This is a genomic window from Bradyrhizobium sp. SZCCHNR1017 (assembly GCF_032381375.1).
In the GTDB taxonomy this organism is placed as follows: domain Bacteria; phylum Pseudomonadota; class Alphaproteobacteria; order Rhizobiales; family Xanthobacteraceae; genus Bradyrhizobium.
In genome coordinates, this window is sequence record NZ_JAUHIR010000002.1 from 317,349 (window position 1) to 341,381 (window position 24,033).

A 24,033-nucleotide genomic window follows, 5' to 3' on the forward strand; every position below is an offset into this window, starting at 1 on the left:
GCGTCTCTTTTTTGTTCCTGCATTCGCCCGTGCGTTAGCGCCCTTCAGCAGTGCGGATCGCGCACGGCTTCGAGACCCTCGACCATCAAGGGTGGGCTGATCTGATCCTGGGACGGGTTCTTATCGGTGCGGATCGGCATGGCCGGATGTCGGCTGTCCCGCGGCTTGGTGACTTCATTCGGCATCATCAGGCTCCTTGCTGCTGCGCATAACGGACGAGGCGCAGCCGAGTTCCAGATGGCGGGACGCCATCGTCGGCAGTCACGACGTGTGCAGCCGCTTGATGCGGTGACCCATGCGTCCATGGCGATTGACCTCCGATGGAACTGCTGCAAATCTTCCTCGCCGAGACTGTTTGCTGAGCGTTTGCAGACGCGACGCAGGACGCCTCGTCAGGCCTTGATCGGTATCGGGGCCCTCGGATGGATGCTCACGCCAAGAGAGATCGCATGTCACATACTCCGCGCCGGACCGCATCCGCGCTCGTTTCATGGTTCGTCGCCTCGATCATGGCCGTGTCGATGGCGGGCGTGACGACCCAGGCCTTCGCCGCCGGCAAGAAGACGATCACGGCGGTGATGCATTCGGACCTGCGCGTCATCGATCCCGTGTTCACGCCGGCCTACATCACCCGCGACCACGGCTACATGGTGTACGACACCCTGCTCGGGACCGACGCCAAGTTTCAGGTCCAGCCGCAGATGGCAGAATGGACGGTCTCGGACGACAAACTGACCTACAGCTTCACCTTGCGCGACGGCCTGAAGTGGCACGACGGCACGCCGGTCACCGCCGAGGATTGCGTCGCCTCGCTGAAGCGCTGGAGCCGCAACGACAGCATGGGCCAGAAGCTGATGGAGGCCACGGCCTCGCTCGAGGCCACCGATGCCAAGACCATCACCTTGAAGCTGAAGGAGCCGTACGGCCTGGTGCTGGAGTCGATCGGCAAGCCGTCCTCCTACGTACCGTTCATGATGCCGAAGCGTTTGGCCGAGACGCCCGCGAACCAGCAGATCTCGGAGCAGATCGGCTCCGGACCGTTCAAGTTCGTCAAGGCGGAATTCCAGCCGGGCGTGAAGGCGGTTTATGAGAAGAACACCGACTACGTGCCGCGCAAGGAGCCGCCGAGCTGGACGGCCGGCGGCAAGGTGGTGAAGGTTGACCGCGTCGAGTGGGTCTCGATGCCCGATGCGCAGACGGCCGTCAACGCGCTGCAGGCCGGCGACATCGACTTCATGGAATTCCCGCCGCTCGATCTCGAGCCGGTGCTATCAGCCAATCCCGATCTTTCGATGAACGTGCTGAACAAGTTCGGCTACCAGACCTTGGGACGCATGAACTTCCTGTTTCCGCCGTTCGACAATGTGAAGATCCGCCGTGCGGCGTTCCTGGCGCTGAACCAGAAGGATGTGCTCGACGCGCTCGTCGGTAACGCCAAGTACTACACGATCTGCGGCGCCGTGTTCGGCTGCGGCACGCCGCTCGAATCCGACATCGGCTCGGAGACGCTGGTGAAGGGCAACGGCATGGAGCAGGCCAAGAAGCTGCTGGCCGAGGCCGGCTATGACGGTACGCCCGTCGTGATCCTCGCGCCGGGCGATGCGATCACCCTGAAGGCGCAGCCGGTGGTCGCCGCGCAGCTGTTGCGCGAGGCCGGCTTCAAGGTCGATCTGCAGACGACGGACTGGCAGACCGTGGTGACGCGGCGTGCCAGCCAGAAGCCGCCCAAGGAGGGCGGCTGGAACATGTTCTTCACCAACTCGGTGATCGCCGACTCCGGCAATCCGATCGGCAGCACCTTCGTCGGCGCACGCGGCCAGAAGAGCCCGTTCGGCTGGCCCGACGATCCCAAGATGGAGGAGCTGCGCGACGCCTTCGCCAAGGCCACGAAGCCGGAGGACCAGAAGCGGATCGCCGCCCAGATTCAGCAGGAGGTCTACGACCAGGTGATCTACGTGCCGCTCGGCCAATGGTTCATGCCGAGCGCCTGGCGCAAATCGATCACCGGCGTCCTGGAAGGGCAGGCCGTGCCGGTGTTCTGGAACGTCGACAAGAGCGAGTGACGAGATGTCGGCCGCGGCCCGTAGCCGCAGCCCGGATGAGCGATAGCGACATCCGGGTTCAAACGCGCTGTGGAGGAGACCCGGATGTCGCTATCGCTCATCCGGGCTACACGACTGCCGACGGGGCCGGCTCTCTCGCCGTCATTCCGGGGCATCGCGCAGCGATGAGCCCGGAATCCATATCCACGCGCCGTCATGTGGCGAAGACAAGCGCCACGGCCATCTCACACCACACCCTGTCCTGTGGCTATGGATTCCGGGCTCGTGCTGCGCACGCCCCGGAATGACGCGAGGATGGAGTGACGTGACGTCGGCAGCAGCCTCGTAGCTATGAGGCCCTGATCTCGTCCAGCGCCGCCAACACCTCGCTGGAAGCGACCTCGACCCTGCCGATCTCGTTGAGCGCTTCCTCGATGCGCCCTGAGCTGAACAGGCGCGCGGCTTCCTTGCCGTGGCGGTGCACCGCCTCGTGAGGGCGCTCGAGGTTGCGGAATGCCGGATCCCCGGCCAATTGCCGACCGCCTTCGCCATAGTACCATTTGCCGAGCCGGCACGTGTGATGATCGGAGAGCTCGTCGGCCCGCAGTTGCAGCCGGCCGACCGACATGTCGACCAGCCGCTTTTTCCAGATCACGTGGTCGGCCTTGGCCAGTCTCACCACCTGGTTGTCGAGCGAGAGCTTGGCGATCTCGCCCAGCATCTTGCCGACCTTCGCGTCCGTCTTGCCCATGGTGTCCGCGAGCGACATCACCTCGTTGGCATTGGCGGTCGCGAGATCGGCGATGATGGTGATGCCCTGCGCGACCTCGTCGGTTGCGGCGGACTGCTCGGCGAGAATGCCGGAGATCTCGTCCATCTTGGTGCTGACCACCGCGGTCCGGGTGCCGGCCTGATCGATCGCCTGCGCCAGATCGTTCATCTCGGACATGCCGACCTCGACCGCCTTGGCGCCGCCGGCCATGGCCTCGACGATGCCGCTCATCTCGGCTTGCAGCCGCTCGATACGACCCTTGATGTCCTCCGTCGCCTTGGTCGTCTGCTGCGACAGGTTCTTGACCTCCGCGGCGACCACCGCGAAGCCCCTGCCGAATTCGCCGGCGCGCGCCGCCTCGATGGTGGCATTGAGTGCCAGCAGGTTGGTCTGGTTGGCGATCGCGTCGATGGTGCCGACGATGGATCCGATCTCGGCGGAGGCGGCGCTGAGATCGGCGATCTTCGCCGAGGTGTCGCGCACGGAGCTGGCGATGCCGTTCATGGTCTGCAACGTCCGTTGTACCGCGGTCACGCTGTTCTCGACGGCCTGGCGCGTCGCGGCGGCCTCGGCGGCGGCTTCGGTCGACGTCGACCGGATGGTGTGCACGGAGGCCTGCATCTCCACCGATGCGGCAGCGAGACTCTGACAGCGTTCGGACTGATTGTTGGAGGCGCCGATCAGGCGCGCCGCGCTGATCGAGGCTTCGTTGCTGTTGATGCAGATGTCGACGACGGAATCGAGATCCTGGGACGCGCGGGCCGCGAGCGCGGTGCCGAGACGATGGATGGCCTCGATCAGTTGCGGCTTGAGCTGGGCGCGCAGCGCGGCAGCATCGACGCCTCCGGTATCGCGATTGAGCTTGCCGTCCGCCCAGTCACCGAGGCACTGCGCCAGCGCGTCCTGGAAGGCGTCGTGTGCGGAGGTGTCGGACGCAAGCGGGGCGTCCGATGGTTCGTTCTTTCGGCGGAATCCCAGCATCGTGCCTCTCATTGATGGCGAGCCCCGGCCAGCCTGAGCGACGTCGCACAACCCGCCCGGACGCCGGCAACCGTTGGTTCCACCCTGGTTCGGTTATGGTTAATGGCGGGTTTCTCCTTGCAACCGGCGGTGGCGAGATCTGCAGGGATCGGGGCTCTCGCGTTCTCCGGCCTGCCGCCTTGACGTTTATGTAAGTAGTGGCTCACAGTAAGTCATGACTTACGGAACGACACTGAATGTGCTGGCGGACCCGACGCGGCGGGAGGTGTTCGAACGGCTGCGCGGTGGACCGCGGCCGGTCCATGCGATCGCGGCCGGGATGCCGGTGTCGCGGCCGGCGGTCTCGCAGCATCTGAAGGTGCTGAAGGATGCCGGGCTGGTCGAGGAACGCAGCGAAGGCGTGCGCCGCATCTACGCGTTGCGCCGTGAGGGGTTGGCCGAGCTGCGCGACTGGCTCGACAGCTTCTGGGACGACGCGCTGCTCGCCTTCAAGATCGAGGCGGAGCGCACGCATCGACAGACGAAAGGGGGGATCGATGAGTGAGGGTGTCGTGATCGCGCCGGTGCGGAAGCTCGTCCATGTCCGGGCGCCGATCGATCATGCCTTCGACGTGTTCACGCGCGGCCTGACGCGCTGGTGGCCGCATACGCATGGGGTCGGCCGCAAGCCGATCGAGAAGGTGCTGCTGGAGCCGAAGCTCGGCGGCCACTGGCTCGAGATCGCCGAGGACGGCACGGCGACCACGGTCGCGACCATCACGCTGTGGGAGCCGCCGCGTCGCTTCGTCATGCTGTGGCAGGTCGATGCGCAGTGGAGGCCGGATGCGGCGATGCGCTCGGAGGTCGATGTGCAATTCGTTGCCGAGGGCCCGGACGTGACCCGCGTCGAGCTGCTGCACCACAAGTTCGAAACCATGGGCCGCGAGGCCGGCGCGTCGATGCGGCGGGATGTCGACGGCGGCTGGCCGGGGCTGCTGCAGCGCTTCGTGGCCGAGGCCGAGCGGCCGCCGGCGTCATCGTGAGGAGTTCATCATCAGCGTGGGGGAGATCGTGATGTCCGAGTTCGTCGTCCATTCCGTGCCGGGGAGCCCGTTCGGGCGCAGCGTGCTGATCGCACTGGAGGAGAAAGGCGCGCCGTATCGGCTCGCGGCGCTGGCGCCGGGCGACTCCAAGGGCGCGGCGCATCTGGCGCGTCATCCCTTCGGGCGCGTGCCGGTGCTCGCGCATGACGGCTTCGTGTTGTACGAGACCCAGGCGATCCTGCGCTATCTCGATCGTGTGCTGCCCGAGCCGGCACTGACGCCCGCGGATGTCAGGCAGGCCGCGCGCATGGACCAGGTGATGAACATCAGCGACTGGTACCTGTTCCAGGGCGTGTGCAACGTCATCCTCTTCCAGCGCATCGTCGGTCCGCAATTCTTCGGCACGACCACCGATGAGGTCGCGATCGCACGCGCGATGCCGCAGGCGAGAACTGTCATCGCCGAGTTGTCGCGGCTGCTCGGCGAGCAGCCGTTCATGGTCGGCGATCATCTGTCGCTGGCCGATCTGCAGGTCGCGCCGCAGGCGAGCTTCCTGTCGTTGACGCCGGAATGGGCGGAGCTGACCGCCGGCCATCCCAACCTCGTCGCCTGGATCGAACGGCTGGAGGCGCGACCGAGCTTCAAGTCCACCACCATGGCGGAGCTGACGGCGCGAGCGCAGGCGGCGTAGGCGCGTGCGGCGTCAATGATGCTTCGGGTGAGATCCAAAGCCCAAGCGAGCGATCGCGCTGCGACGGCCGTCGGCATGGATACGCGACTTTCAGCCGCGTGATTAATCCAGGTTATATCGCGGCGGGCCGGTTCCATTTTAGCTGCGACGTAGGTCGAAGGGCCTCGGCATCCGCCGCCCCCGATCGACCGCCACAGCGTCCCGATGACCGAATGACGAAGCCGGGTCGGCGGGACGGATTGGACGCAAGCGCGCGCACCCCTTGATGCTGCGATCAGAACCCGATCTCCCCGGCTGCTGCGTCTCCTGCACCCACGTCGATTCCGGATTCTGTGCCGCGCTTTTCAAGGCCTGCCGGGAGCAGTCGGCCCTGCCGCGGCTCCATCAGCAGTTCTTCACCGTCCGGGCCGGCCAGCAGATCAAATGCCAGAGCGAGGCGCGCGACGATGTGCTCGTGCTCTGCAGCGGCTGGGCATTCCGTTACATCCAGTTGTCGGATGGCGGCCGCCAGATCCTGCGCTTCCTGCTGCCGGGCGACATCTTCTCGCCGGCGGCGATCTTCGCCAAAGGCATGAGCTTCTCGGCCAAGGCATTGACCCAGGTCCAGGTCAGCCGGCTGGATGGCGAGGAGGTCCGCAAGCAGTGCCGCGCCGACGAGCTGGTCATGATGGAGGTGTTCCGCTCTCTCGGCGACAACGGCCGGGCCTCCTACGAGCTCATCACCGTACTCGGCCAGCGTCCGGCCGAGCGTCGGATCGCGCATCTGCTGCTCAGCCTGATGCGGCGCGTCGCGGTGGACGGTGTGGTCCAGCACCACCGCTATCCGTTTCCCTTGAAGCAGCAGCACATCGCCGACGCCGTCGGCCTGACCTCGGTCCATGTCAGCCGCGTGCTGGCGCTGTTTCGCGATCGCAAGATCCTGACGATCTCGGAGGGCAGGCTGGAGGTCACCGATCTCGCCGAGCTCGAGCGGCTGGCGGCGTTGAACTGAGCCGGGCAGGGCGGCCGAGCGGGGCGTGCACAGGGCTGGTGCGGACGGTGGGACTCGAACCCACACGACGTTGCCATCGAGGGATTTTAAGTCCCTTGCGTCTACCCGTTCCGCCACGTCCGCCCTATTGATTTCCATAGCTTTTTCGTTCCAGGCCGGCAAATGTTTTCCAATCGAACCCTTGCGTTTCCATTTCGGTTACAAAACCCGTTCACGCCTTGTCCTGACCGTCTTTGATCCTGCTGAATGCTCGGATGATGTTCTGCTCGGCCTCGACGTGCCGGGTATAGTGGGCGCCCATGCGTTCCGGCTCGTCGCCGATCAGATCGGCCACCTCGCCGGTGTTGGCGCCGTTGCGCCTCCACCAAGCAGCGTAGGACACGCGCAGGACCGTGCAGCGTGGTGCCGGCGCCATTGTGGCCGGCGCGCTCCCGGTCGCGCAGCCAGTGGCTCACCCGGGTCTGCATCTCCTTCTCGGACGGCCACACCGTCCCGTCGTCGCGGACAGCGATCAGCCTGTTCGCCCGCTGCACCTTCAGCTCGCCCATGAAGGCCTGCAACTCGGGCAGCACCGGTAGGTTCACGAATTTGTCGTTCGTGCGCGTCTTGTAACGTGCGAGGAACAGGCAAATCTTGATCTCGAGCGGAGCGTTCTCGCGCGCGAATTGCCACTCCTCTGGCTCCCACTCGCGGTTAGCGTTGGGATCGGCCTTGCGGGCCTTCTCGACCAAGAATTTCCGGTCTTTGCGGAAGGAGCGCGAGCGCGTTCCGGCATATTCGAACGCGGTATCGTTGAAGTCGCCGCGGACCGACGTGTCGTTCGCGTGATCCATAGCGTGGCGATGTTGCGAGCTTTGCCATAGCCCTGTCTCCGCCTGATGGCAGCCGCTGCACGCTTGGCTGCCGACAAAGCTCAGCTCTGCTACGCTGGTCGGCTGAGACGAGGTATCCGGCGTCTTGAACCAGGACAGCCCGCTTGCAAGCAGAGGAAACAGCGCACCCGACCCGATTGCCAACAGCGCGGCAGTCCGCAAGCGGAATGTTGGCGCGGAGCGTTGAGCAGGAGTCGGGCTTGTGACGCCCGCGGTTCTTCCGAGACCTCTTCGTCACATCCGATCACCCCTCGACTGCCCTGGAAGACTTACACGCGCAGGTCGTTGTCGTGAAGTGCAATTCGGGTTTCGCGGGCGAGGTCGATGAGAGAAGCGCAGAACGTCAGCAGCGCAGCCATGAATAGCAGCGCCACGCCATATTCGTGGGCAACATTGAACAGGGCGCTGATGAAGGCAACGATGATGATGAGGGCGGTGAGGATCGCAGAAAGGATGGAGCAGAACAGCGACCTGTTCAGGAGCGAAGCCCGGTGCCGCAGCCGGGGAATATCCGTCTTGAGGTAAGCCTTTGAAGCATCATCATCGGTGATGCCGTGAAGGAACTGGGCCCGGTCGACCACACGGTTGATGCGGGAAATAAGAACCGAGATGAAGGACGCGACGGCTCCCAGCAGGAAAGCCGGGGCCGCCACGTTGCCGATGATCCGTGCCAGTTGGTCGATTGAAGGCGTTACCGGCACCAACTGGATTACACTGTCCATCTCCTCGCGCAGTCCTTGCAAGTTCTTCAGGTGTCGCGAACGCGCCGGACGGGCGGGATCTTGAACGTCCCGTCCTTAAGGGCAGTCTTGGGCTGATAGACCCTGACGCTGAGATTGAATGGCAGGCTCGGCGGACACGGAAGCCAATTCGTTTCCTTGTCGCCGCCTGGTGATTGCGCCTGGATGTAGATATCGAGCGAGCCGTCTGGATTGTATTTGATCGGCATCGCCGAAGTGATGCCGTAGCGGTTGATCGCGTTCCGAACATAGAAATTCTCGCGATAGGGCGAGACCGACCAGACCCCAACTTCGGAGGGGAATATCTCGTCCTTCTCCAGATGGAGAACATACTTCGCCGCGCCGTCCAGCACGTTGCCGTCGCCATCGACAAAGGCGGTTGGATAGACCGCATCGTCCGACGTCAGCGCGCCCAATCCAAACCAGGCGATGAATGCCCGCGTGGTGTAGTCGGTACCGAAGCGACCGATATTCAGCGCGCCCTGCCAGCCGTTCACGGTCGGCGCAGTGTAGGGGCCTGTTTCCAGCTTGTACCAGACCTCGGCCGGCGCCCGGTTGATCCCCCGCAGAACGGCTGGATCGAGCTTGGACGGTTCAAAGTCCTTGCCGACCTCGATCCCGATGCGCTTGAGCTTGTCGATAGTCTTGGCGTCGTCAGGGTAAGGCGGGTTGTCCTTCAACGCAGCGGCGAGGCGCTTGAAGAACATCTCACCGGTCATGAGCCGCACCTGATCGTACGGCGTCGCCGTTGTATCGACACTGGTGTCGATCGGCACATCGGAGGGTGGCGTGTAGGACTTGCCCCAGGCGCTGAGCGGCGTCAGTTGCAATTCATCCTGCAGCTTGTTGATTGCAACGAACTCCTTGGGGCTGTCGCATGCGATCTGGACCAGAACAGATGCGTAGCGCGTCGTCGATCGGAACGTTTGCTTGATGCCATTGGGCGCAATACCGTTCCATTTGGGGCCGGCGATCAGGAAGTTTCCGGCGCCAGTTCCGGTCGTCCGACTGCCCGCCGAGGCGAAATCGTCGGTCCACATGTTGAGCGCCTGCATGATGATGTATCGCCCCTGAGTGTCGGGCTGAGAATAGACGAACGGCTCCTTGTCCAGGTCGATGAATGAAAACGCCCAGAGGGAGTTGACGCTGATGCGGACGCAGTCTTTGAAATCCGGATCGACATAAGTCCGCATCCTGCCGAACTGGTTGACAGGCGCTTTATACTGTTCGGACTTCGACGTGGCCGTCATCACCGCTCGGGTTGCGTCCATCATGACAAGCGGAAAGCCGTAGACATAGCATTCCAACGCAAGAACATACGCCAGTTCTTCCTCGACATCGCCCTTCAGGTCGCCGAGTGCGCGCAGCAGCGGGCCGGCCGCCTCGCTTCTTGTGGATGACAAGGCTGTGCCCAGCCCGGCACCGAGTGCGGTCGTGAGCAGGCAGCGGCGATGAAGCGAAATGCCTTCCTGTCCAGCAGAAGAATTCATGAGCGATCTCCTTTTCATTAGCGCGCCGCTCGACCCATGTTTGACCTAAGCTCGGAACGTCCCGTCTTTCGGTCGCAAGCCGTCGAAGAGGGAGGCCACCCCAGATGACGCGGATGGCAGGTCCATATAAGCGACTATCCCCGATGCGAGACCCGGAACATTTCGGGTTCTGAGGGTGGGGAGCTTTCGCTCCCCACTGCTTTGCTGACCAGGGCTAGTCGTTTGCTTTGGTCGCGGCCTTCTGCATGGCTTTGAGATCTTCCTCAGCCAACTGTTCCGGCTTGATGTTGTAGGTCAGTTTGTCGATCTTGCCGGTGAATCGGAATGGCAGCGTATAGCTATCATCGACCGCGGTGCGGGTATCGAGCCCAACGTCCATGGATTCATCGATCGCCATCATGAATGGAATCGTGTGTTCCATTTTTTGTTGCGACAGCACTCGGCCGTCAACCGAAAGGACACCGCTGCCGCCTTTGCCGAGTCCGGGTCCATCGTATCTGAAGTCGAAGACGATCTTGTGCTTACCCGGACTGAGCGCCTGGCCCAGCCAGTCATCGGCTCCAACGCCGCCCTCCCAGCGGTAACGTTTGAGATTGAGAAGATTGTAGACGAAGACCGGTTTGCCCTTGAGCAGGTAAAGGCCGTAGCCACCGAACCTCCCGCCCATTGTAGCGATCATCCCTTCGGCACCGCCACTGGGCACGGTGATCTCGGCTGTGATCGTGTAGTCCCTGTTCAGGAGGCTGGGAGCATTGGCAATCGGAATGTCAGCGTTCTCACCGACATAGGTGAACTCCGTTCGCCCTGCCGTCCCACTCGGCCGCGGCGTGAGAAGTCGCGGGAGCACCGAGTTATCCAGCGGAAACACCTGGTACCTGCTCGCCTCCGCCGCAAACACCGCCTGCAGTTCCTTGAGCTTCTCGGGATTCGTCGCCGCAAGGTCGTCCGCCTGCGAGAAGTCCTCGGCAAGGTTGTAGAGCTCCCACTTGTACTGCTCGACCGGCGGCAGCGCCTTCGTGCCGACAAGCCACGGCGGCTCGGGTGGTGTGGTGGCGGCGTACCAGCCTTCGTGGTAAATGCCGCGGTTGGCGAACATCTCGAAGTACTGGGTCGTGCGCTTCGACGGTGCGTTGGCATTTGCCTTGTCGAACGTGTACGCCATGCTAACGCCTTCAATGGACTTCTGCTTGATGCCGTCGACCATGTCGGGCGCCTTGATGCCGGCCGCCTCAAGGATTGTGGGCACGATGTCGATCACGTGATGAAACTGGGGGCGAATGCCTCCGACATCGTTGATGTGGCCGGGCCACGAGATAGCCATACCCTGCCGCGTCCCACCGAAATGCGACGCGATCTGCTTGGTCCACTTGAAGGGCGTGTCGAACGCCCACGCCCACGGCACGGCCATGTGCGGATAGGTCTGGTCCGAACCCCAGGATTCGTAATATCGAAGATACTCGACCTCCGGCAAATCGAGCACGCCATTGGCGACCGTCAGCCAGTTTGGCGTACCCATCATCGAGCCTTCCGAACTCGTGCCGTTGTCGCCGTTGATGTAGATGATCAGCGTGTTGTCGAGCTTGCCCATGTCTTCGACGGCCTGGATCACCCGGCCGATCTCATCGTCGACATAGGCGGTATAGGCCGCGAACACGTCGGCCTCGCGAATGACGATCTTTTTCTTCACCTCCGAGAGCGAATCCCACTTCGGCAAGACGTCCGGCCACGGCGTGAGCTGCGTGTTTGCGGGAATCACGCCCAATCGCTTCTGGTTGGCGAAGATCTGGTCTCGCAACTTCTCCCAGCCCTGGTCGAACAGGTGCATCTTGCTGATCTTGTCGATCCATTCCTTGGTTGGCTGGTGCGGGTCATGGGTCGCGCCAGGTACGTAGTAGACGAAGAACGGTTTCTCGGGCGCCGCGGCGTCAAGTTCCTTCATGTAACGGATCGCGTCGTCCGCCATGTCGGTGATCAGGTTGTAGCCCTTCTTCCCGACCCACGGGTAAACGGGGGTGTGGTCGCGGAACAGGTACGGCGTCCACTGGTCGGTCTCGCCACCCATGAAGCCGTAGAAGTACTGGAAGCCCATCCCGCTCGGCCATTGGTCGAACGGACCGGCCGCGCTGTATTGGAAGGACGGCGTGTTGTGGTTCTTGCCGAACCACGATGTGGCATATCCGTTGTCGCTCAGAATCCGGCCGATAGTCGCGTTCTCCGGACCGATGACCGAGTCATAGCCCGGATATCCAGTCGCCAGTTCACTGATCTGGCCGAAGCCGACCGAGTGATGGTTGCGACCGGTGATCAGAGCCGCTCGCGTCGGCGAGCAGAGCGCCGTCGAGTGGAATTGGGTGTAGCGCAGGCCATTCTTGGCGATGCGATCGAGCGTTGGCGTTGGGATCACCCCGCCGAATGTGCTCGGCACGCCATAACCGGAATCGTCGGTCATGATCAGCAGAACGTTCGGCGCACCTTTACGCGGCACGACCGTCGGAGGCCACCACGGCTTCGAGGTCTTCGCATCCTCCGTGATCGTGCCGCCGAATTTCGGCGGTGGCGGTGGAAGCTGGTCGCCCGGAATGGTGATGGTCGCGGCCGGGGAGCCGAGCGGCGGCGTAGTCGGTTGCGCTTGCTGTGCAAACGCGGGGGCGGATATCGCCGACGTCAAAAACAATATGGAAGCAATCGCACGAAAATTCATCGCAGGCCCTCCCCAAGAGGTGCGCGCAACCGCGCAGATGCTTGTGATCCTCTAGGACGGCGCAAGGAGCGACGTTGACGCAGATCAACCCACGCGCGAAGGCGCCTACGGGCAGATGCGATCGCCTGGCTGTGCTAACCAGCGGGGCACGCTCATCTATTGTATGGACCTGCCGATGTCTCACGCCGGTCAGGCATCTGCAAAGAGCCATCAAATATCGAAGAAATATTGAAGAGCAGGACACGCGCACACGCTCGGCATCGTGCTGCACCGAACAAGTCGAATAACGGACCTTGGGCGAAATCAATGGGGAACATTTTCTGAGTCTCGAACCGTCAAGGGCAAGCTTTCCTGGTCTTCCTGGATCGACAGCGATACGCTATGCTCGCTTACAAGCTCAATCATCCCGTCGTCGGCGCCGCGCTCGCGATCACCTTGGTTGCAGCAGTTTCGTTGGTTTCTTGGCAGAAGCTTTCTGCGAAGCATCGGCTTGCGATCAAGAGCGATCGTCTCGAGTAGGGCAATCGTCTTGACCTGGGAGATGGCTGTGCGGAGGCCGCGTGGCCCTATGGATGTAGCTGGCAACTGCCTCCTGAAAGACGAGAAACCAAAAGGCACTTTCCCAAACGGCGACAAGGTTTGTCTTGGTTTCTCTCATGATCACGCGCGAGGCTGTCCTGTCTCTTAGAGAGCCGCGTGAATTTCCCTAGGAACAAACAGCAATTCTTTGCTAAGCGGCGGACCAGCGCGACACTGTGCTCCACTTGCAACATCCGGTTGCAAATTGTTCCCTGTCATCGTGACGGCTATCGCCCGGCGCAGTACGGCCTGTCATACTGTCAGCATCATGCTCGTCACTCACTATGAGCGAGGGTCGTGGTTCGGCAGGAGATTGCCATGAGAATGACGAGGGCGCTTGGCGCTATTGCATTTGCGACCATTGCATCAGTACCGACGATTGTCTCGGCAGATGAGAGCGGCATCAGCTTTTGGATTCCGGGCACATTCGGTAGCCTTGCCGCCACGCCTCAGCAGCCCGGTTGGTCGGCTGCGTCAATTTACTATCATACCTCAGTGTCTGCCGGCAGGGACGTGGCGCGCGCTCGTGAGATCCAGATCGGCCGTATTCCTGCGAATCTGACAGCTACCTTGAACGCAAACGTCAATGCGAACGTCGATCTTGGCCTGCTGAACGCGACCTACGTCTTCGCGACACCGGTTCTCGGTGGTCAGGCGTCTGCAAGCCTGATCGGAATCTACGGCGCAAATACAACCTCGCTCAATGGATTGGTGACGGGCTCGCTTTCAACACCGGGCGGCTCAATTCCGTTCTCGCGCTTTGATTCCGTCAGCGATTCCATCACTGGCTTCGGCGATTTGATCCCCCAGTTCGCACTGCGCTGGAACGCGGGCGTCAACAACTACATGACCTATGTGATGGGTGACATCCCTGTCGGCGCTTACCAGTCCACGCGCCTCGCCAATATCGGGATCGGGCATGGGACGATCGATGCGGGCGGCGGCTACACCTATTTCAATCCACAGAGCGGACATGAGCTCTCCGGCGTGCTAGGCTTCACCTACAATTTCACAAATCCTGACACGCAGTATCAAAGCGGCGTCGACATGCACTTCGACTGGGGCGCTTCGCAATTCCTGAGCAAGCAGGTCCAGATCGGGCTGGTGGGCTACGTCTACAAGCAACTTGGCTGCGATAGCGGCTCCGGCGATCGCGTCGGCTGCTTCCGCTCGCAGGTCGCGGGTGTCGGCCCGCAGGTCGGGTTTATCTTCCCGGTTGGTGACATGCAAGGCTACCTCAACTTCAAGGCCTACAAGGAATTTGCCGCGGAAAACCGGCCTGACGGCTGGAACGCCTGGGTGACGTTTGTCATCTCGCCGGCAGCACCAACACCGACCGCGCCACCGAGGCGGATGATAACGAAATAAGGCTTTGATGAGCCGTGGCGGCCCAGCTCCCGCCTCCGGCAATCGCCAGCTGACCTGCCCGGCTCTCCCCGGCGAACGCGCTGCGCCACCGCTAGCTACACCACCACCGGTGACACGACCTCGGATCCGGCACGGCTGGTTGTGGATGCACGAGGAGCGGGGACTGATGTGAAGATTGCGCCTGCTGGAGTCGAGCTGTTCGCATGAGAAATTGCCGCAGAGTATTCAACTCTTGCGGGTGTGGCGCTATTTTTGCAGCTTTGTGACTAACAACGACTAATCGTCATCTTTGCGGCATATGGTACCTCCAGCCCACGCAAGGGCGATCATTCGATCAGGGAGGCTATTTTGCATCGCTCTTCTATTCTGGTCCTCGTCGGTATCACTGCAAGCGCGGCGGCGTTTGCTCATGATCACCCCAGTCGGCTTCACGGGACCTATGCGATGACGGGCGCATCGGACTGTATCCAGAACTCGGCGTCGATCGGATTCGATTCGAACTTCTTGCCGAAGGGTCCGGTCGTGTTCTTCGCCACCACCGTCGACGGCGTCATGGTGTTTCGCGCCGACGGCACCGGCACGGTGAACAACCGGTCCTTCACGGTCGACGCCGGCGAAGGGACGACCAGCGATATCTCGTACCAGATCACCTACTCGATCGACCCCGGTGGCAAGCTGTCGGTCAAGGCGGTGCCAGGTACGTACAGCTCCACGACCCTGACCGGACCGAACGCCGGGTTGACGCAAGTCGTCGATGTTCCCGACACCAGCGGATTCATCGGCGAAGAAGCACGGGCCATCGTCCTCGCTCCGCCCGCGCCGACCGTCCTGACGGTCAGTCGTTCCAATGGCACCCAGTTTGCCCGGATCTGCAATGGATCTCTCATCATGACCCGCCTCAGCGACGACGACCGCTGATGTAAGGGCGAGCCATTGTTCGGATCGGGGAGGAAACCATATGCACCGCTTTCTTATTTTGGCCGCCGCTGCGACGGCAAGCACGGCCGCGTCTGCGAATGATCATGCAAGTCTACGCGGAACCTATGCGTTAGCTGGCAAATCGTTGTGCATCCGGAATCCGGCCGCTGTCGGATTCAATTCGAACTTCACGCCAAAGGGCGGCCCGCTGAAGCTCTTTTCCTTCACCGTCGAAGGCGTCATGGTGCTTCGCGCGGATGGCACCGGGATGATGGATGTCCAGGACTTCTCGGTGGACACCGGCGGAGGCGAGACCGGCGTTACCTCATACAAGTTCACCTACACGATCACCTCCGATGAGAGGGTGTTGCTCAAGGCGGTGCCGGGCACGTACAGCCACACGATCCTGACCGGCCCGATCGCCGGGCTGACGCAAGTCGCCGACGTTGCAGATGCGACTGGGGTGATCAGCGAGGGCGCGCGGACCATCACATTCGCCCAGCCCGCGCCGATCGTCCAATTGGTCAGCCGTTCCGATGGCAACCAGTACGCTCAGATCTGCAATGGATCGCGCATCTATATTCGCATCGGTGATGCCGATCGCTGATCTCGCCAACGGCGGCGCTCTGTGGCCGGCGCCGCCGTCCCGCCCCGAAGCTTGTTTCTCTCGCTCGGGCGGCCTCCTCGTCGCTCCCTTGGGCGCGGCGAGATCGGGGCCGACCTGTCCCGCCGCCCGCAGCAAGGGATAAGAGGGGATGGTGTCGAAACCGATTGACCGCCCGCACCATGAAAGGGACCGGATCAAGGTGAAAACCGTAAGCGTCCGGCAATGGCGTGCCTGACGAAGCTCCTGCTCAAGCCAGCGCGAGCGCCTTGGTAAAGCCTCAATCCGGCCGTCACCAGCTGCTTTGAGATGCCTTCGCGTTGAAGCGCTTTGCCAAGTCTGGGATCACGTGGTGCAAGACATGGACGAAGCGGCCGTTGTAAGGCACGGACCCATCACGAGAATCCGATTCGGATCCGCATCCCTTGCGGGCCGGTCGTTGGGCGAGGTGAGCGTGACGAATCCGAGGACCATCGCAGAGACGAATGCTGCCGCCGTTCGGGCCGATGTCCGCGGCCGATCGGCCCATGATCGAGCCCATGGCTCGACGCCGCCGCACGGTCGAGGCTGCATGACCAGCGATCGGCTTCGCGTCGCGCTGGCCGCGGGACTGCTGGGGGTGGGATCGTTGCTGTCGGGCTGCGCCGGCATGAGCGACAGCGTGTCGACCGCCTTCGCGGATCCGGCCAAGTATGAGCTCTATGACTGCAAGCAGCTCGAGGCCGAGCGCAAGGCGCTGGCCGGGCGCGCAGCCGAGCTGCAGGGCCTGATGGCCAAGGCAGAGACCGGAGCCGGCGGCGCGGTGGTGGCCGAGGTCGCCTATCGCAACGACTATATCGCGATCCGTGGCCAGACCCAGTTCGCCGAGGAGGCCTGGCGCCGCAACAAGTGCCAGGAGACCCCGGCGCCGCAGCCGGCTGCTGCGAAATCCGGCAAGCCGGTCAAGCCGGCGCGTCCCGCGCGGCCGATGGCCTCCGGTGCGGGTACGCCGTCGACCCTGCCGCGGGACGGCTCGGTCTACTGAGACCGGGCCACTTCGCCTACGGCCGCCAGTCGTAGATCCAGCTCTGCCGCGCCGACAGGCGCTGCGGGCCGAGCGCCTTGATGCTGAGGTCGCGGGCCAGCGCCAGCGGTCCGGTCATGTGATAGAGGCGGCCCTGATTGCGTGCGGTGCGCTGCACCTGGCCGACGCGCGGGCGGCGCAGCTTGGCGTAGCGTTTCAGCGCAGCCGGGATCGCGCCCGGACCGTCCGGGCGCGCCTCGCTCAGGCACTTGGCGAGCACCACCGCGTCCTCGATCGCCATTCCCGCGCCCTGCGCTGCAAAGGGCAGCATGGCGTGCGCGGCGTCGCCCAGCAGCGCGACGCTGCCCTCGGTCCATTCGATGCCTTCGGGGACGCCGAACAGCGCCCATTTGCGCCAGCCGTCGACCGCATTGAGCAGCAGCCGCGCCGTCGCGGGCCAGCGCGGCGGCGCGAACGCCGCCTTGAGCTCGCTCGGATCACCCTCCGTGCTCCAGCCCGGCCGGTTCCAGGTCCCCGGCACCACCGCGACCACGTTGACCTGGCGGCCGGCCGAAATCGGATAGGCGACGAGATGGGCCTCGGGGCCCATCCAGAGCTGCACCCGCGCTGCCGTCAATTCGCGTGGCAATTGCCGGGCGTCGAGCGTGCCACGCCAGGCGATCAGGCCGGAGAACTCGGCGCGGACCTGCGGAAACAGGTGGTGCCGGACCGCCGACCACACGCCGTCGGCGCCGATCAGCGCCAGCGCCACGTCCTGGCGGCGCTCATTGCCGCGGCGATGCACCACGGTCAGGCCCTTAGCGTGGGCGGCGACGTCCTCGAACTGGCAGCCGAGCCGCAGTTCGACGTCCGGATGCGCCATCACCTCCGCGGCCAGCGCCGCCTGCAGATCGGCGCGGTGGATCACCCAATAAGGCGCGCCAGCCGCCTGGCTCGCGGCCTCGCCGAGCGGCAGGCGGGCGATCTCGCCGCCGGCCCGCGCGCTCATGATGCTGACGGCGTCGGGCACCACGGCACGCGCGGTCAGCCGCGGCCCCAGGCCGAGATCGAGCAGGATACGGCTGGCGTTGGGCGAGAGCTGCAGGCCGGCGCCGACCTCCTCGAGCCGTTCGGCCTTCTCCAGCACGACGACGCGGAAGCCCTTGGTGGCGAGCGCGAGCGCAGCCGTCAGGCCGCCAATTCCGGCCCCCGCCACATAGACGGTACGCGATGCCACGACACGCCGATCAGGCGACGTCCTTCAGCACGCATTCCGGCGGCCGCGCCTCGCCGGCGGCGAGGTCCGGCGCATAGCGGTACAGCGTCGAGCAGTACGGGCAGATGATCTCTTTGTCGTTGCCGAGATCGAGGAACACGTGCGGATGATCGAACGGCGGATTGGCGCCCACGCACATGAACTCATGCGAGCCGATCTCGATGACGGGGACTCCGGCATCGTTGTTGAAATGCGGGACGATGTTATCGGCCATCGGTATCACCTCGCGTGGCAACGGGAGCGTATGCGGTCAGCACGACGGAGCGGGACGGAACTGAGGTCGCACGGCCGCGCGCGTCGAAAACGGCGCGACCATACTGAGCCTTAAGGCCAATTCCTAGTGCTGGGAACCCGCGTTTGGTGCAACGCACGCCGTTATGTTGTGGCCTGTGGATTCGACACAAACTCAGGGCCGCCGAGAAGCCCTTCTTTCGTCGGGGCCGTTGTGCCAGGCACGGGAATTACTATGTCTCTCCGCATCGTTCCCGCGAAAACGTGAAGGCGGCGTGATCTCGAAGCGAATCAAGCTGGGACTCGGTCTGGCGCTGGCCGGGCTCGCCGTGAGCGCCGCGGTCGGCGCTGCGATATGGCCGCACGCCTATGGGGCCGGAGCCATCGTCGTGGCGCAGGACGATCCGGCGAGGCTGTCGGAGCTTCAGATCGCGTCCGTTCTGCAGAACGATCCGGCGCGGATCATCGGCAATATCGAGGACGCGCTCGCCGCCGGCGATCCAGATCTCGCGGAGAGCTTCGTCGCGCTCGCGCGGGATCAGCAGGTCGCGCTCGACGAGGTGCTGGTGCAGCGCGTGAGCGATGCGGTGGCCGCCGAGAAGGCGCCGGCCAGCGTTGCCAAGCGGTTCGCGACCGGGCTCGTCACCGGCCAGGCCGACGACGTCGCGAGCCTGTCCGGCACGGTGGCCGGCGATCTCTTCGTGTTCGGCGACATCCGCGACGCGGTCCGCGAAGGCAAGCATCTGGTGATGGGCGAGGAGACCGACCGCCTGGTGCTGGGCCTGGCCACGGCCGGTCTTGCCGTCACCGCCGCAACCTATGCCTCGGCCGGCACCGCCGCGCCAGTGCGGGCCGGGCTGACGCTGGTGAAGGATGCGCGAAAGGTTGGCCGGCTCGGCGAGGGGCTCGCCGCCTGGGCGGGACGCTCCGCGCGCGAGGTGGTCGATGCGCCGCTGTTGCAGCAGGCGGTGGCCTCGGGCTCGGTGCTTCGTCCGGGCCAGACCGCGACCGCGATCCGGGCGGCGTTCCGCGCCGAGAAGGCCGGCGCGCTGGTGCGGCTCGCCAAGGATGTCGGCCGCATCACCGAAAAGGCCGGCACGCGCGGCGCACTGGATTCGCTCAAGCTCGCCGAAGGACCGAAGGACATCGCCCGCGCGGCCCGCCTGGCGGAGGCCAAGGGCGGGCAGACGCGGGCGATCCTGAAGCTGCTCGGCCGCGGCGCGCTGCTGCTGACCGCGGGGGCATTCAATCTCGCGCTCTGGCTGTTCGGCGCGCTGATGACGCTGCTCAGCTTCGTCGCATCGCTGAAGGCGATGACCGAGCGGGCCACCCAGGCCTGGCTCGACCGGAGCCGGCGGCGCCGCCTGCGCCGGATGCAGGCCGCGGCCGTCGCTCCCGAACTGGCCGCAACCGCGTCCTGCGGCTAGAGCATGATCCGGAAAAGTGGAAGCCGGTTTTCCGAAAAGATCATGCTCAAACAAAGGGATAAGATCATGATGCGATTCCGTGGAATCGCATCATGATCTAGACTTCGTCCGACCAGCTTCACTCCAGCGTTCCGGGATTCGCGACCGATGCCGAGCTTTCACAACGGCGCCGTTGAAATTGCCTTCATCGACGAGGGGGAGGGCGATCCGATCGTGCTCGTCCATGGCTTTGCCTCGAGCAAGAACGTCAACTGGGTCTATCCGGCCTGGATCTCCGAATTGCGCAAGGATGGCCGCCGGGTGATCGCGCTCGACAACCGCGGCCATGGCGATTCGGCCAAGCTGTACGACCCCACGCTGTATTCGATCGCGGAGATGGCGAGCGACGTCACGGCGCTGATGGATCATCTCGGCCTCGCCAGCGCCGACGTGATGGGCTACTCGCTCGGCGGCCGCATCGCCGCGCATATCGCGCTGACCGCGCCAGAGCGGCTGCGTTCGGCGATCTTCGGCGGCATCGGCATGGCGATGATCGAAGGCGGCGGTCCCGGCGAGAACGTCGCCGCCGCGCTCGAGGCGCCCTCGATCGATAACGTGACCGATCCCGTGGGCCGCACCTTCCGCGCCTTCGCCGACCAGACCCGCTCGGACCGTCTGGCGCTGGCCGCCTGCATGCGCGGCTCGCGCGGCCTGATCTCGCGCGACGACGCCCGCCGTATCGCCGTGCCGGTGCTGGTCGCGGTCGGCACGGCCGACGAAGTGTCGGGCTCCGGTCCGGCGCTCGGCGCGCTCATCCCCGGTGCCGAAGTGCTCGATATCCCCAATCGCGATCACATGCGCGCGGTCGGCGACAAGGTCTACAAGGCCGGGGTGATCGACTTTCTGTCACGGCGCTGAAGCCGTAGCCCGGGCGAGCGCAGCGACCCCCCGGGGTCTCCGGCACAGCGCGCGAGACCCCGCATGTCGCTATCCCGACGCCTTGCGGCGCCGGCTGTCGCTGATGCGGGCTACGGGGGCGTCATGCGGCGGAGCCGTCCACACGCTCGCCGCTGAACCACCTCGCCGCCGCGATCAGCGCGGTGAAGGTGGCGATCCACACCATCCGGGCGCCGTAGCGGTCATGCGGGCCGGAGATGACGCCGCAGATCACGGCATTGCCGAGCAGCGCCAGGGTCACGGTGATGGCGAGCAGGGCCACGTCGTCGCGCCGCCGGCGCCAGATCGCGTGCGCTGCGATCGCCGCCGCCGCCAGCATCGAGGCCAGCGCGACCGGCACGTGCAGCCAGTTGATGACGGCGAAACTGATCTCCCAGTGCTGCTGGTGTGCGGCGCGCATCTTCTTGACCTGCGAGGGGACGTAGCGCTCGATGATGCCATAGGTGTGCGGCAGCCAGCCGTTGGTGCCCTCGCCGGTCGCCACATGCACCAGCTGCTCGGCGGTGGCGACCGCGGCGGCCCTGGCCTGCCACAGCGGGTAGGCCGCGAGCGACCGCTTCACGATGAAGCCCATCTCGTCGTTCATGCCCTCGAAGCGGCCGAGCTTGTTGAACATGCTGTTGCCCCACAGGAAGTCGTCGGCGGTGGGCGGCAGCTCGTTGCGATAGGGGCAGAGCTTCAGCTTCTCGCGGGCGCAATGGTCCTTCAGATATTGCGCCACGATGCCGTCCTGGAGCATGCGGCCGAAGGCGACGCCGGTACCGCCCGGCGTCCACGCGAGCTGGCCGGACAGGGCAAAGTTGGCCGCGAGCAGCATCGCCGCACCCGCGACGATCGTCATGCTGGCCTGGACCAGGCCGGAGAGCGCGATCTGCCGGCGCAGCCAGGGATAGGCGATCCAGCCGGCGCAGCACAGGCCGAACAGCACGCCCAGCGTAGCGCTGTGGGTGGCGGAGGCGAAGGCGACGAAGCCGAACAGCGCGCACTTTTCCAGGACGGTGGTCCGGCGCGCCTGAGTGACCATGATGTAGAGCGCGAGCACCGACAGGCCAGCGAAGATGTCGGTCAGCAGCATGCTGGCGAGCCAGGGCAGGGCGGTGGTCAGGATCAGCAGCAGGCCGATCCAGAGCAGTCGCAGCGGTTGGGCCAGTCCCAGCAGGCGCAAGGTGAGCTGCAGGATCCACAGCGTCGCCAGCGCCTGCAGGCCGAGATTGAGCCAGAAGCTCGAGCCCTCGCCCCAATGCAGATAGAGCCCGAACACGGTCGAGCGGCTCGGCACCAGATAGCCTTCGTACCAGCGCGCGAGATAGCCCCCGGTGTCCCACTGCAGCAGCGGGTAGCCGTTCCACAGCGCCGGCGCGACCAGGAAGAGCGGGATGACGATGACGGGGAGCCAGGCCAATCCGGCCTCGGTCGCGCGTTCGTCCAGGATCTGAGTGTTACTGATACCCGTGTCCCCCCGATCAGGAGCACCGTGGCCGAAGTATGGTCAGGGCGATATTCACTAGTAGACGCAGAGCGATGGATGGTAAAGCCGATCCCGTGATCGAACGGGGGGCCGCCGGCCTTCGATCCTCCGGGTGGTTCCTTTTTGCCGCAGCCACCGGTATCCGCCCCACCCGCCCTCCCGCAGGGTGCTCCAGGGGGCGGGAACGGATTGCTTCCCCGGTGATCGTCTTGATTTTGGGTTCCTGCTGCCCACCTTGAGCCGACGCGGTGCCGAATGGCATGGCGGCGCAACCGGGACGTCACCGGCGGGGCGTAACGGAAATGTCTCAATCCCGTGTTCTCTGGGAGGCAGGCTGGCTGGAATGGATCCCCGGCCTCGCGCAGCCCGCTGAGGACATCGTTCCATGCGCCGTGCTATAAGGCCCGCCCACTGAAACTGCGAGAAGCAGCCATGGCTATGCATCAGACCAATCCGCAGCAGGGCAGCAAGCTGGCGACGCTTGATCCGATATGGGATCGGATCCGCCACGAGGCAGAAGAGATCGTGCGTCGCGAGCCCGAGCTTGCGACCTTCATCTATTCAACCGTTCTGCACCACGGCCGTCTCGAGGATTCGGTCGTGCACCGGGTTGCCGATCGTCTCGATCATTCCGCGCTGTCGGGCGACCTGATCCGCCAGACCTTCGACGACGCGCTGCGCGACGAGCCGGACCTCGGCCATGCGTTTCGCGCCGATCTCGTCGCCGTCTACGATCGCGATCCCGCCACCACGCGCTTCATCGATCCGTTGCTCTACTTCAAGGGCTTTCACGCGCTGCAGACGCACCGGCTGGCGCATTGGCTGTACCGCAAGAGCCGCAAGGATTTCGCGTTCTATCTGCAGAGCCGGTCTTCGGCGGTGTTCCAGACCGACATCAATCCGGCGGCGCGCATCGGCCGCGGCATCTTCCTCGATCACGCCACCGGCTTCGTCTGCGGCGAAACGGCCATCATCGAGGACAACGTCTCGATTCTGCACGGCGTGACGCTCGGCGGCACAGGCAAGGAGAACGAGGATCGGCATCCCAAGATTCGTCACGGCGTGCTGATCGGCGCCGGCGCCAAGGTGCTCGGCAACATCGAAGTCGGTCATTGCGCGCGCATTGCCGCCGGTTCAGTCGTCGTGAAGCCGGTGCCGAACAACGTCACCGTCGCAGGCGTGCCGGCGAAGATCGTCGGCGAGGCCGGTTGTGCGGAGCCGTCGCGCACCATGGATCAGATGATCAACGCGATCGGGATCTGAGCCGCGAGCGCGTCGGCGACAGCGAAGTCAAGACCTTCTCATCCAGGGAAATTCGTGCGAACACATTGGCGTCCGTGGATTTGACGATCCGCCGTTTGTCTTGGCGGAGTGAATGTGAGATCCACGGCGTCCCTTTCAGGTCGTTCGACATCGCCGGCTCGTCTTGCCTCGATCGATGGGCTGGAATGTCGAACTCATAAGGACACGGACGTTCGCGCTGCAACGTCCGCATCATCTGCAAACCTCGCTGTCGATTGGAGATCACCGTGGACGTTCAGGAAGTCAGGAAGCTCGACGCGTATCTGAAGCGCGTGTTCGGCAATCCCAAGATCCGTGTGGTGCCGCGGCCGAAGAAGGAAGACTCCGCCGAGGTCTATATCGGCGAAGAGTTCATCGGCGTGCTGTTCGTCGACGACGAGGACGACGACCGCTCGTTCCAGTTCCAGATGGCGATCCTGGAAGACGATCTGGTCGAGTAGTTGCCGGATGCAGCGGCCCGCATGAGCGCGAAGCGCATGCGGGGACGCTTGCGAAGATGGCGGCGTTGCCAGAACGAATCGTGGTGCAGGCGCGCCCAGGGGCGCGCTCGCGCGGGTTGAGAGAGCAGCTCCCGCAGACCGGCTCCAGCGTGCTTACGCACACGCTGTCAGCACGCAAT

The 24,033-nt window shown here is 64.2% G+C and carries 22 protein-coding genes and 1 tRNA gene; 13 read left to right on the plus strand and 10 right to left on the minus strand.

The genetic code is table 11. The annotated features are described in order from the left end of the window. Positions 1–44: 44 nt before the first annotated feature. Positions 45–185, minus strand: coding sequence for a hypothetical protein (locus QW863_RS07040; protein ID WP_315714707.1), 141 nt, complete (start codon positions 183–185; stop codon positions 45–47). Between the two features lie 264 nt (positions 186–449). Between QW863_RS07040 and QW863_RS07045 the strand changes: the two genes are divergently transcribed. After that, positions 450–2,063: an ABC transporter substrate-binding protein gene (locus tag QW863_RS07045; RefSeq protein WP_315714706.1), complete on the plus strand. Its 1,614-nt coding sequence runs from the start codon at positions 450–452 to the stop codon at positions 2,061–2,063. 328 nt (positions 2,064–2,391) lie between these two features. Here QW863_RS07045 and QW863_RS07050 read toward each other — a convergent pair whose 3' ends face one another. Continuing rightward, positions 2,392–3,795 (minus strand): methyl-accepting chemotaxis protein, encoded by a 1,404-nt coding sequence (locus QW863_RS07050; protein WP_315714705.1) that lies wholly within the window; start codon positions 3,793–3,795, stop codon positions 2,392–2,394. 214 nt (positions 3,796–4,009) lie between these two features. On the opposite strand from QW863_RS07050, the gene QW863_RS07055 reads away from it, so the two are divergent. The 4 genes from QW863_RS07055 to QW863_RS07070 all read left to right on the plus strand — a co-directional run bounded on the left by QW863_RS07055 (position 4,010) and on the right by QW863_RS07070 (position 6,499). After that, a complete protein-coding gene (locus QW863_RS07055) occupies positions 4,010–4,339 on the plus strand; it encodes a metalloregulator ArsR/SmtB family transcription factor (protein WP_315714704.1) in 330 nt (109 codons plus the stop codon). Next, on the plus strand, positions 4,332–4,817 hold the full coding sequence (locus QW863_RS07060; protein WP_315714703.1) for an SRPBCC family protein: 486 nt from the start codon (positions 4,332–4,334) through the stop codon (positions 4,815–4,817). The genes QW863_RS07055 and QW863_RS07060 overlap by 8 nt, the downstream gene beginning before the upstream one ends. Positions 4,818–4,848: 31 nt before the next feature. Further along, positions 4,849–5,508 carry a glutathione S-transferase family protein gene (locus tag QW863_RS07065; RefSeq protein WP_315714702.1) on the plus strand — a complete coding sequence of 220 codons (660 nt, stop codon included), beginning with the start codon at positions 4,849–4,851 and terminating at the stop codon, positions 5,506–5,508. A gap of 265 nt (positions 5,509–5,773) precedes the next feature. After that, entirely contained in the window at positions 5,774–6,499 is a 726-nt protein-coding gene (locus tag QW863_RS07070) for a Crp/Fnr family transcriptional regulator (protein ID WP_315714701.1), read from the plus strand. 36 nt (positions 6,500–6,535) lie between these two features. Here QW863_RS07070 and QW863_RS07075 read toward each other — a convergent pair. The 5 genes from QW863_RS07075 to QW863_RS07095 all read right to left on the minus strand — a co-directional run bounded on the left by QW863_RS07075 (position 6,536) and on the right by QW863_RS07095 (position 12,302). Further along, positions 6,536–6,622, minus strand: a tRNA-Leu gene (locus QW863_RS07075). Continuing rightward, a complete protein-coding gene (locus QW863_RS07080) occupies positions 6,601–7,533 on the minus strand; it encodes a hypothetical protein (protein ID WP_315714700.1) in 933 nt (310 codons plus the stop codon). Before QW863_RS07080 ends, QW863_RS07075 begins: the two co-directional genes overlap by 22 nt. A 107-nt stretch (positions 7,534–7,640) precedes the next feature. Further along, positions 7,641–8,093 (minus strand): DUF2721 domain-containing protein, encoded by a 453-nt coding sequence (locus tag QW863_RS07085; protein ID WP_315714699.1) that lies wholly within the window; start codon positions 8,091–8,093, stop codon positions 7,641–7,643. A 26-nt stretch (positions 8,094–8,119) separates the two neighbouring features. Next, the gene (locus tag QW863_RS07090; RefSeq protein ID WP_315714698.1) at positions 8,120–9,601 is read right to left on the minus strand and encodes a DUF1254 domain-containing protein; all 1,482 of its coding nucleotides are present in this window, start codon (positions 9,599–9,601) and stop codon (positions 8,120–8,122) included. Between the two features lie 214 nt (positions 9,602–9,815). After that, a complete protein-coding gene (locus QW863_RS07095) occupies positions 9,816–12,302 on the minus strand; it encodes an arylsulfatase (protein WP_315714697.1) in 2,487 nt (828 codons plus the stop codon). A 903-nt stretch (positions 12,303–13,205) separates the two neighbouring features. Between QW863_RS07095 and QW863_RS07100 the strand changes: the two genes are divergently transcribed. The 4 genes from QW863_RS07100 to QW863_RS07115 all read left to right on the plus strand — a co-directional run bounded on the left by QW863_RS07100 (position 13,206) and on the right by QW863_RS07115 (position 16,795). Then, positions 13,206–14,249 carry a transporter gene (locus QW863_RS07100; protein WP_315714978.1) on the plus strand — a complete coding sequence of 348 codons (1,044 nt, stop codon included), beginning with the start codon at positions 13,206–13,208 and terminating at the stop codon, positions 14,247–14,249. 522 nt (positions 14,250–14,771) lie between these two features. Next, on the plus strand, positions 14,772–15,167 hold the full coding sequence (locus QW863_RS07105; protein ID WP_315714696.1) for a hypothetical protein: 396 nt from the start codon (positions 14,772–14,774) through the stop codon (positions 15,165–15,167). Positions 15,168–15,207: 40 nt separating this feature from the next. Further along, positions 15,208–15,774: a hypothetical protein gene (locus QW863_RS07110; protein ID WP_315714695.1), complete on the plus strand. Its 567-nt coding sequence runs from the start codon at positions 15,208–15,210 to the stop codon at positions 15,772–15,774. Between the two features lie 568 nt (positions 15,775–16,342). After that, entirely contained in the window at positions 16,343–16,795 is a 453-nt protein-coding gene (locus tag QW863_RS07115; RefSeq protein WP_315714694.1) for a hypothetical protein, read from the plus strand. A 16-nt stretch (positions 16,796–16,811) separates the two neighbouring features. Here QW863_RS07115 and QW863_RS07120 read toward each other — a convergent pair whose 3' ends face one another. After that, a complete protein-coding gene (locus tag QW863_RS07120) occupies positions 16,812–18,011 on the minus strand; it encodes an FAD-dependent monooxygenase (protein ID WP_315714693.1) in 1,200 nt (399 codons plus the stop codon). Positions 18,012–18,021: 10 nt separating this feature from the next. After that, positions 18,022–18,264: a zinc-finger domain-containing protein gene (locus QW863_RS07125; RefSeq protein ID WP_315714692.1), complete on the minus strand. Its 243-nt coding sequence runs from the start codon at positions 18,262–18,264 to the stop codon at positions 18,022–18,024. A gap of 292 nt (positions 18,265–18,556) precedes the next feature. Here QW863_RS07125 and QW863_RS07130 point away from each other — a divergent pair, with 292 nt between their 5' ends. Both QW863_RS07130 and QW863_RS07135 read left to right on the plus strand, forming a co-directional pair. Then, a complete protein-coding gene (locus QW863_RS07130; RefSeq protein ID WP_409977892.1) occupies positions 18,557–19,708 on the plus strand; it encodes a hypothetical protein in 1,152 nt (383 codons plus the stop codon). Between the two features lie 147 nt (positions 19,709–19,855). Next, positions 19,856–20,605 carry an alpha/beta hydrolase gene (locus QW863_RS07135; protein WP_315714691.1) on the plus strand — a complete coding sequence of 250 codons (750 nt, stop codon included), beginning with the start codon at positions 19,856–19,858 and terminating at the stop codon, positions 20,603–20,605. A gap of 121 nt (positions 20,606–20,726) precedes the next feature. Here QW863_RS07135 and QW863_RS07140 read toward each other — a convergent pair whose 3' ends face one another. Next, the gene (locus tag QW863_RS07140; RefSeq protein WP_409977901.1) at positions 20,727–22,091 is read right to left on the minus strand and encodes a hypothetical protein; all 1,365 of its coding nucleotides are present in this window, start codon (positions 22,089–22,091) and stop codon (positions 20,727–20,729) included. A 453-nt stretch (positions 22,092–22,544) separates the two neighbouring features. Here QW863_RS07140 and cysE point away from each other — a divergent pair, with 453 nt between their 5' ends. After that, positions 22,545–23,375 carry a serine O-acetyltransferase gene (cysE, locus tag QW863_RS07145; protein WP_315714689.1) on the plus strand — a complete coding sequence of 277 codons (831 nt, stop codon included), beginning with the start codon at positions 22,545–22,547 and terminating at the stop codon, positions 23,373–23,375. A 266-nt stretch (positions 23,376–23,641) separates the two neighbouring features. After that, on the plus strand, positions 23,642–23,854 hold the full coding sequence (locus QW863_RS07150; protein WP_006611186.1) for a DUF3126 family protein: 213 nt from the start codon (positions 23,642–23,644) through the stop codon (positions 23,852–23,854). Positions 23,855–24,033 lie beyond the last annotated feature (179 nt).

Coding starts and splice junctions, on each gene's coding strand:
- QW863_RS07090 (WP_315714698.1), bottom strand. CDS start 9,601: ATGAATTCTTCTGCTGGACAGGAAGGCATTTCGCTTCATCGCCGCTGC.
- QW863_RS07040 (WP_315714707.1), bottom strand. CDS start 185: ATGCCGAATGAAGTCACCAAGCCGCGGGACAGCCGACATCCGGCCATG.
- QW863_RS07085 (WP_315714699.1), bottom strand. CDS start 8,093: ATGGACAGTGTAATCCAGTTGGTGCCGGTAACGCCTTCAATCGACCAA.
- QW863_RS07050 (WP_315714705.1), bottom strand. CDS start 3,795: ATGCTGGGATTCCGCCGAAAGAACGAACCATCGGACGCCCCGCTTGCG.
- QW863_RS07110 (WP_315714695.1), top strand. CDS start 15,208: ATGCACCGCTTTCTTATTTTGGCCGCCGCTGCGACGGCAAGCACGGCC.
- cysE (WP_315714689.1), top strand. CDS start 22,545: ATGGCTATGCATCAGACCAATCCGCAGCAGGGCAGCAAGCTGGCGACG.
- QW863_RS07070 (WP_315714701.1), top strand. CDS start 5,774: ATGCTGCGATCAGAACCCGATCTCCCCGGCTGCTGCGTCTCCTGCACC.
- QW863_RS07065 (WP_315714702.1), top strand. CDS start 4,849: ATGTCCGAGTTCGTCGTCCATTCCGTGCCGGGGAGCCCGTTCGGGCGC.
- QW863_RS07095 (WP_315714697.1), bottom strand. CDS start 12,302: ATGAATTTTCGTGCGATTGCTTCCATATTGTTTTTGACGTCGGCGATA.
- QW863_RS07125 (WP_315714692.1), bottom strand. CDS start 18,264: ATGGCCGATAACATCGTCCCGCATTTCAACAACGATGCCGGAGTCCCC.
- QW863_RS07100 (WP_315714978.1), top strand. CDS start 13,206: ATGACGAGGGCGCTTGGCGCTATTGCATTTGCGACCATTGCATCAGTA.
- QW863_RS07055 (WP_315714704.1), top strand. CDS start 4,010: ATGACTTACGGAACGACACTGAATGTGCTGGCGGACCCGACGCGGCGG.
- QW863_RS07115 (WP_315714694.1), top strand. CDS start 16,343: ATGACCAGCGATCGGCTTCGCGTCGCGCTGGCCGCGGGACTGCTGGGG.
- QW863_RS07135 (WP_315714691.1), top strand. CDS start 19,856: ATGCCGAGCTTTCACAACGGCGCCGTTGAAATTGCCTTCATCGACGAG.
- QW863_RS07060 (WP_315714703.1), top strand. CDS start 4,332: ATGAGTGAGGGTGTCGTGATCGCGCCGGTGCGGAAGCTCGTCCATGTC.
- QW863_RS07045 (WP_315714706.1), top strand. CDS start 450: ATGTCACATACTCCGCGCCGGACCGCATCCGCGCTCGTTTCATGGTTC.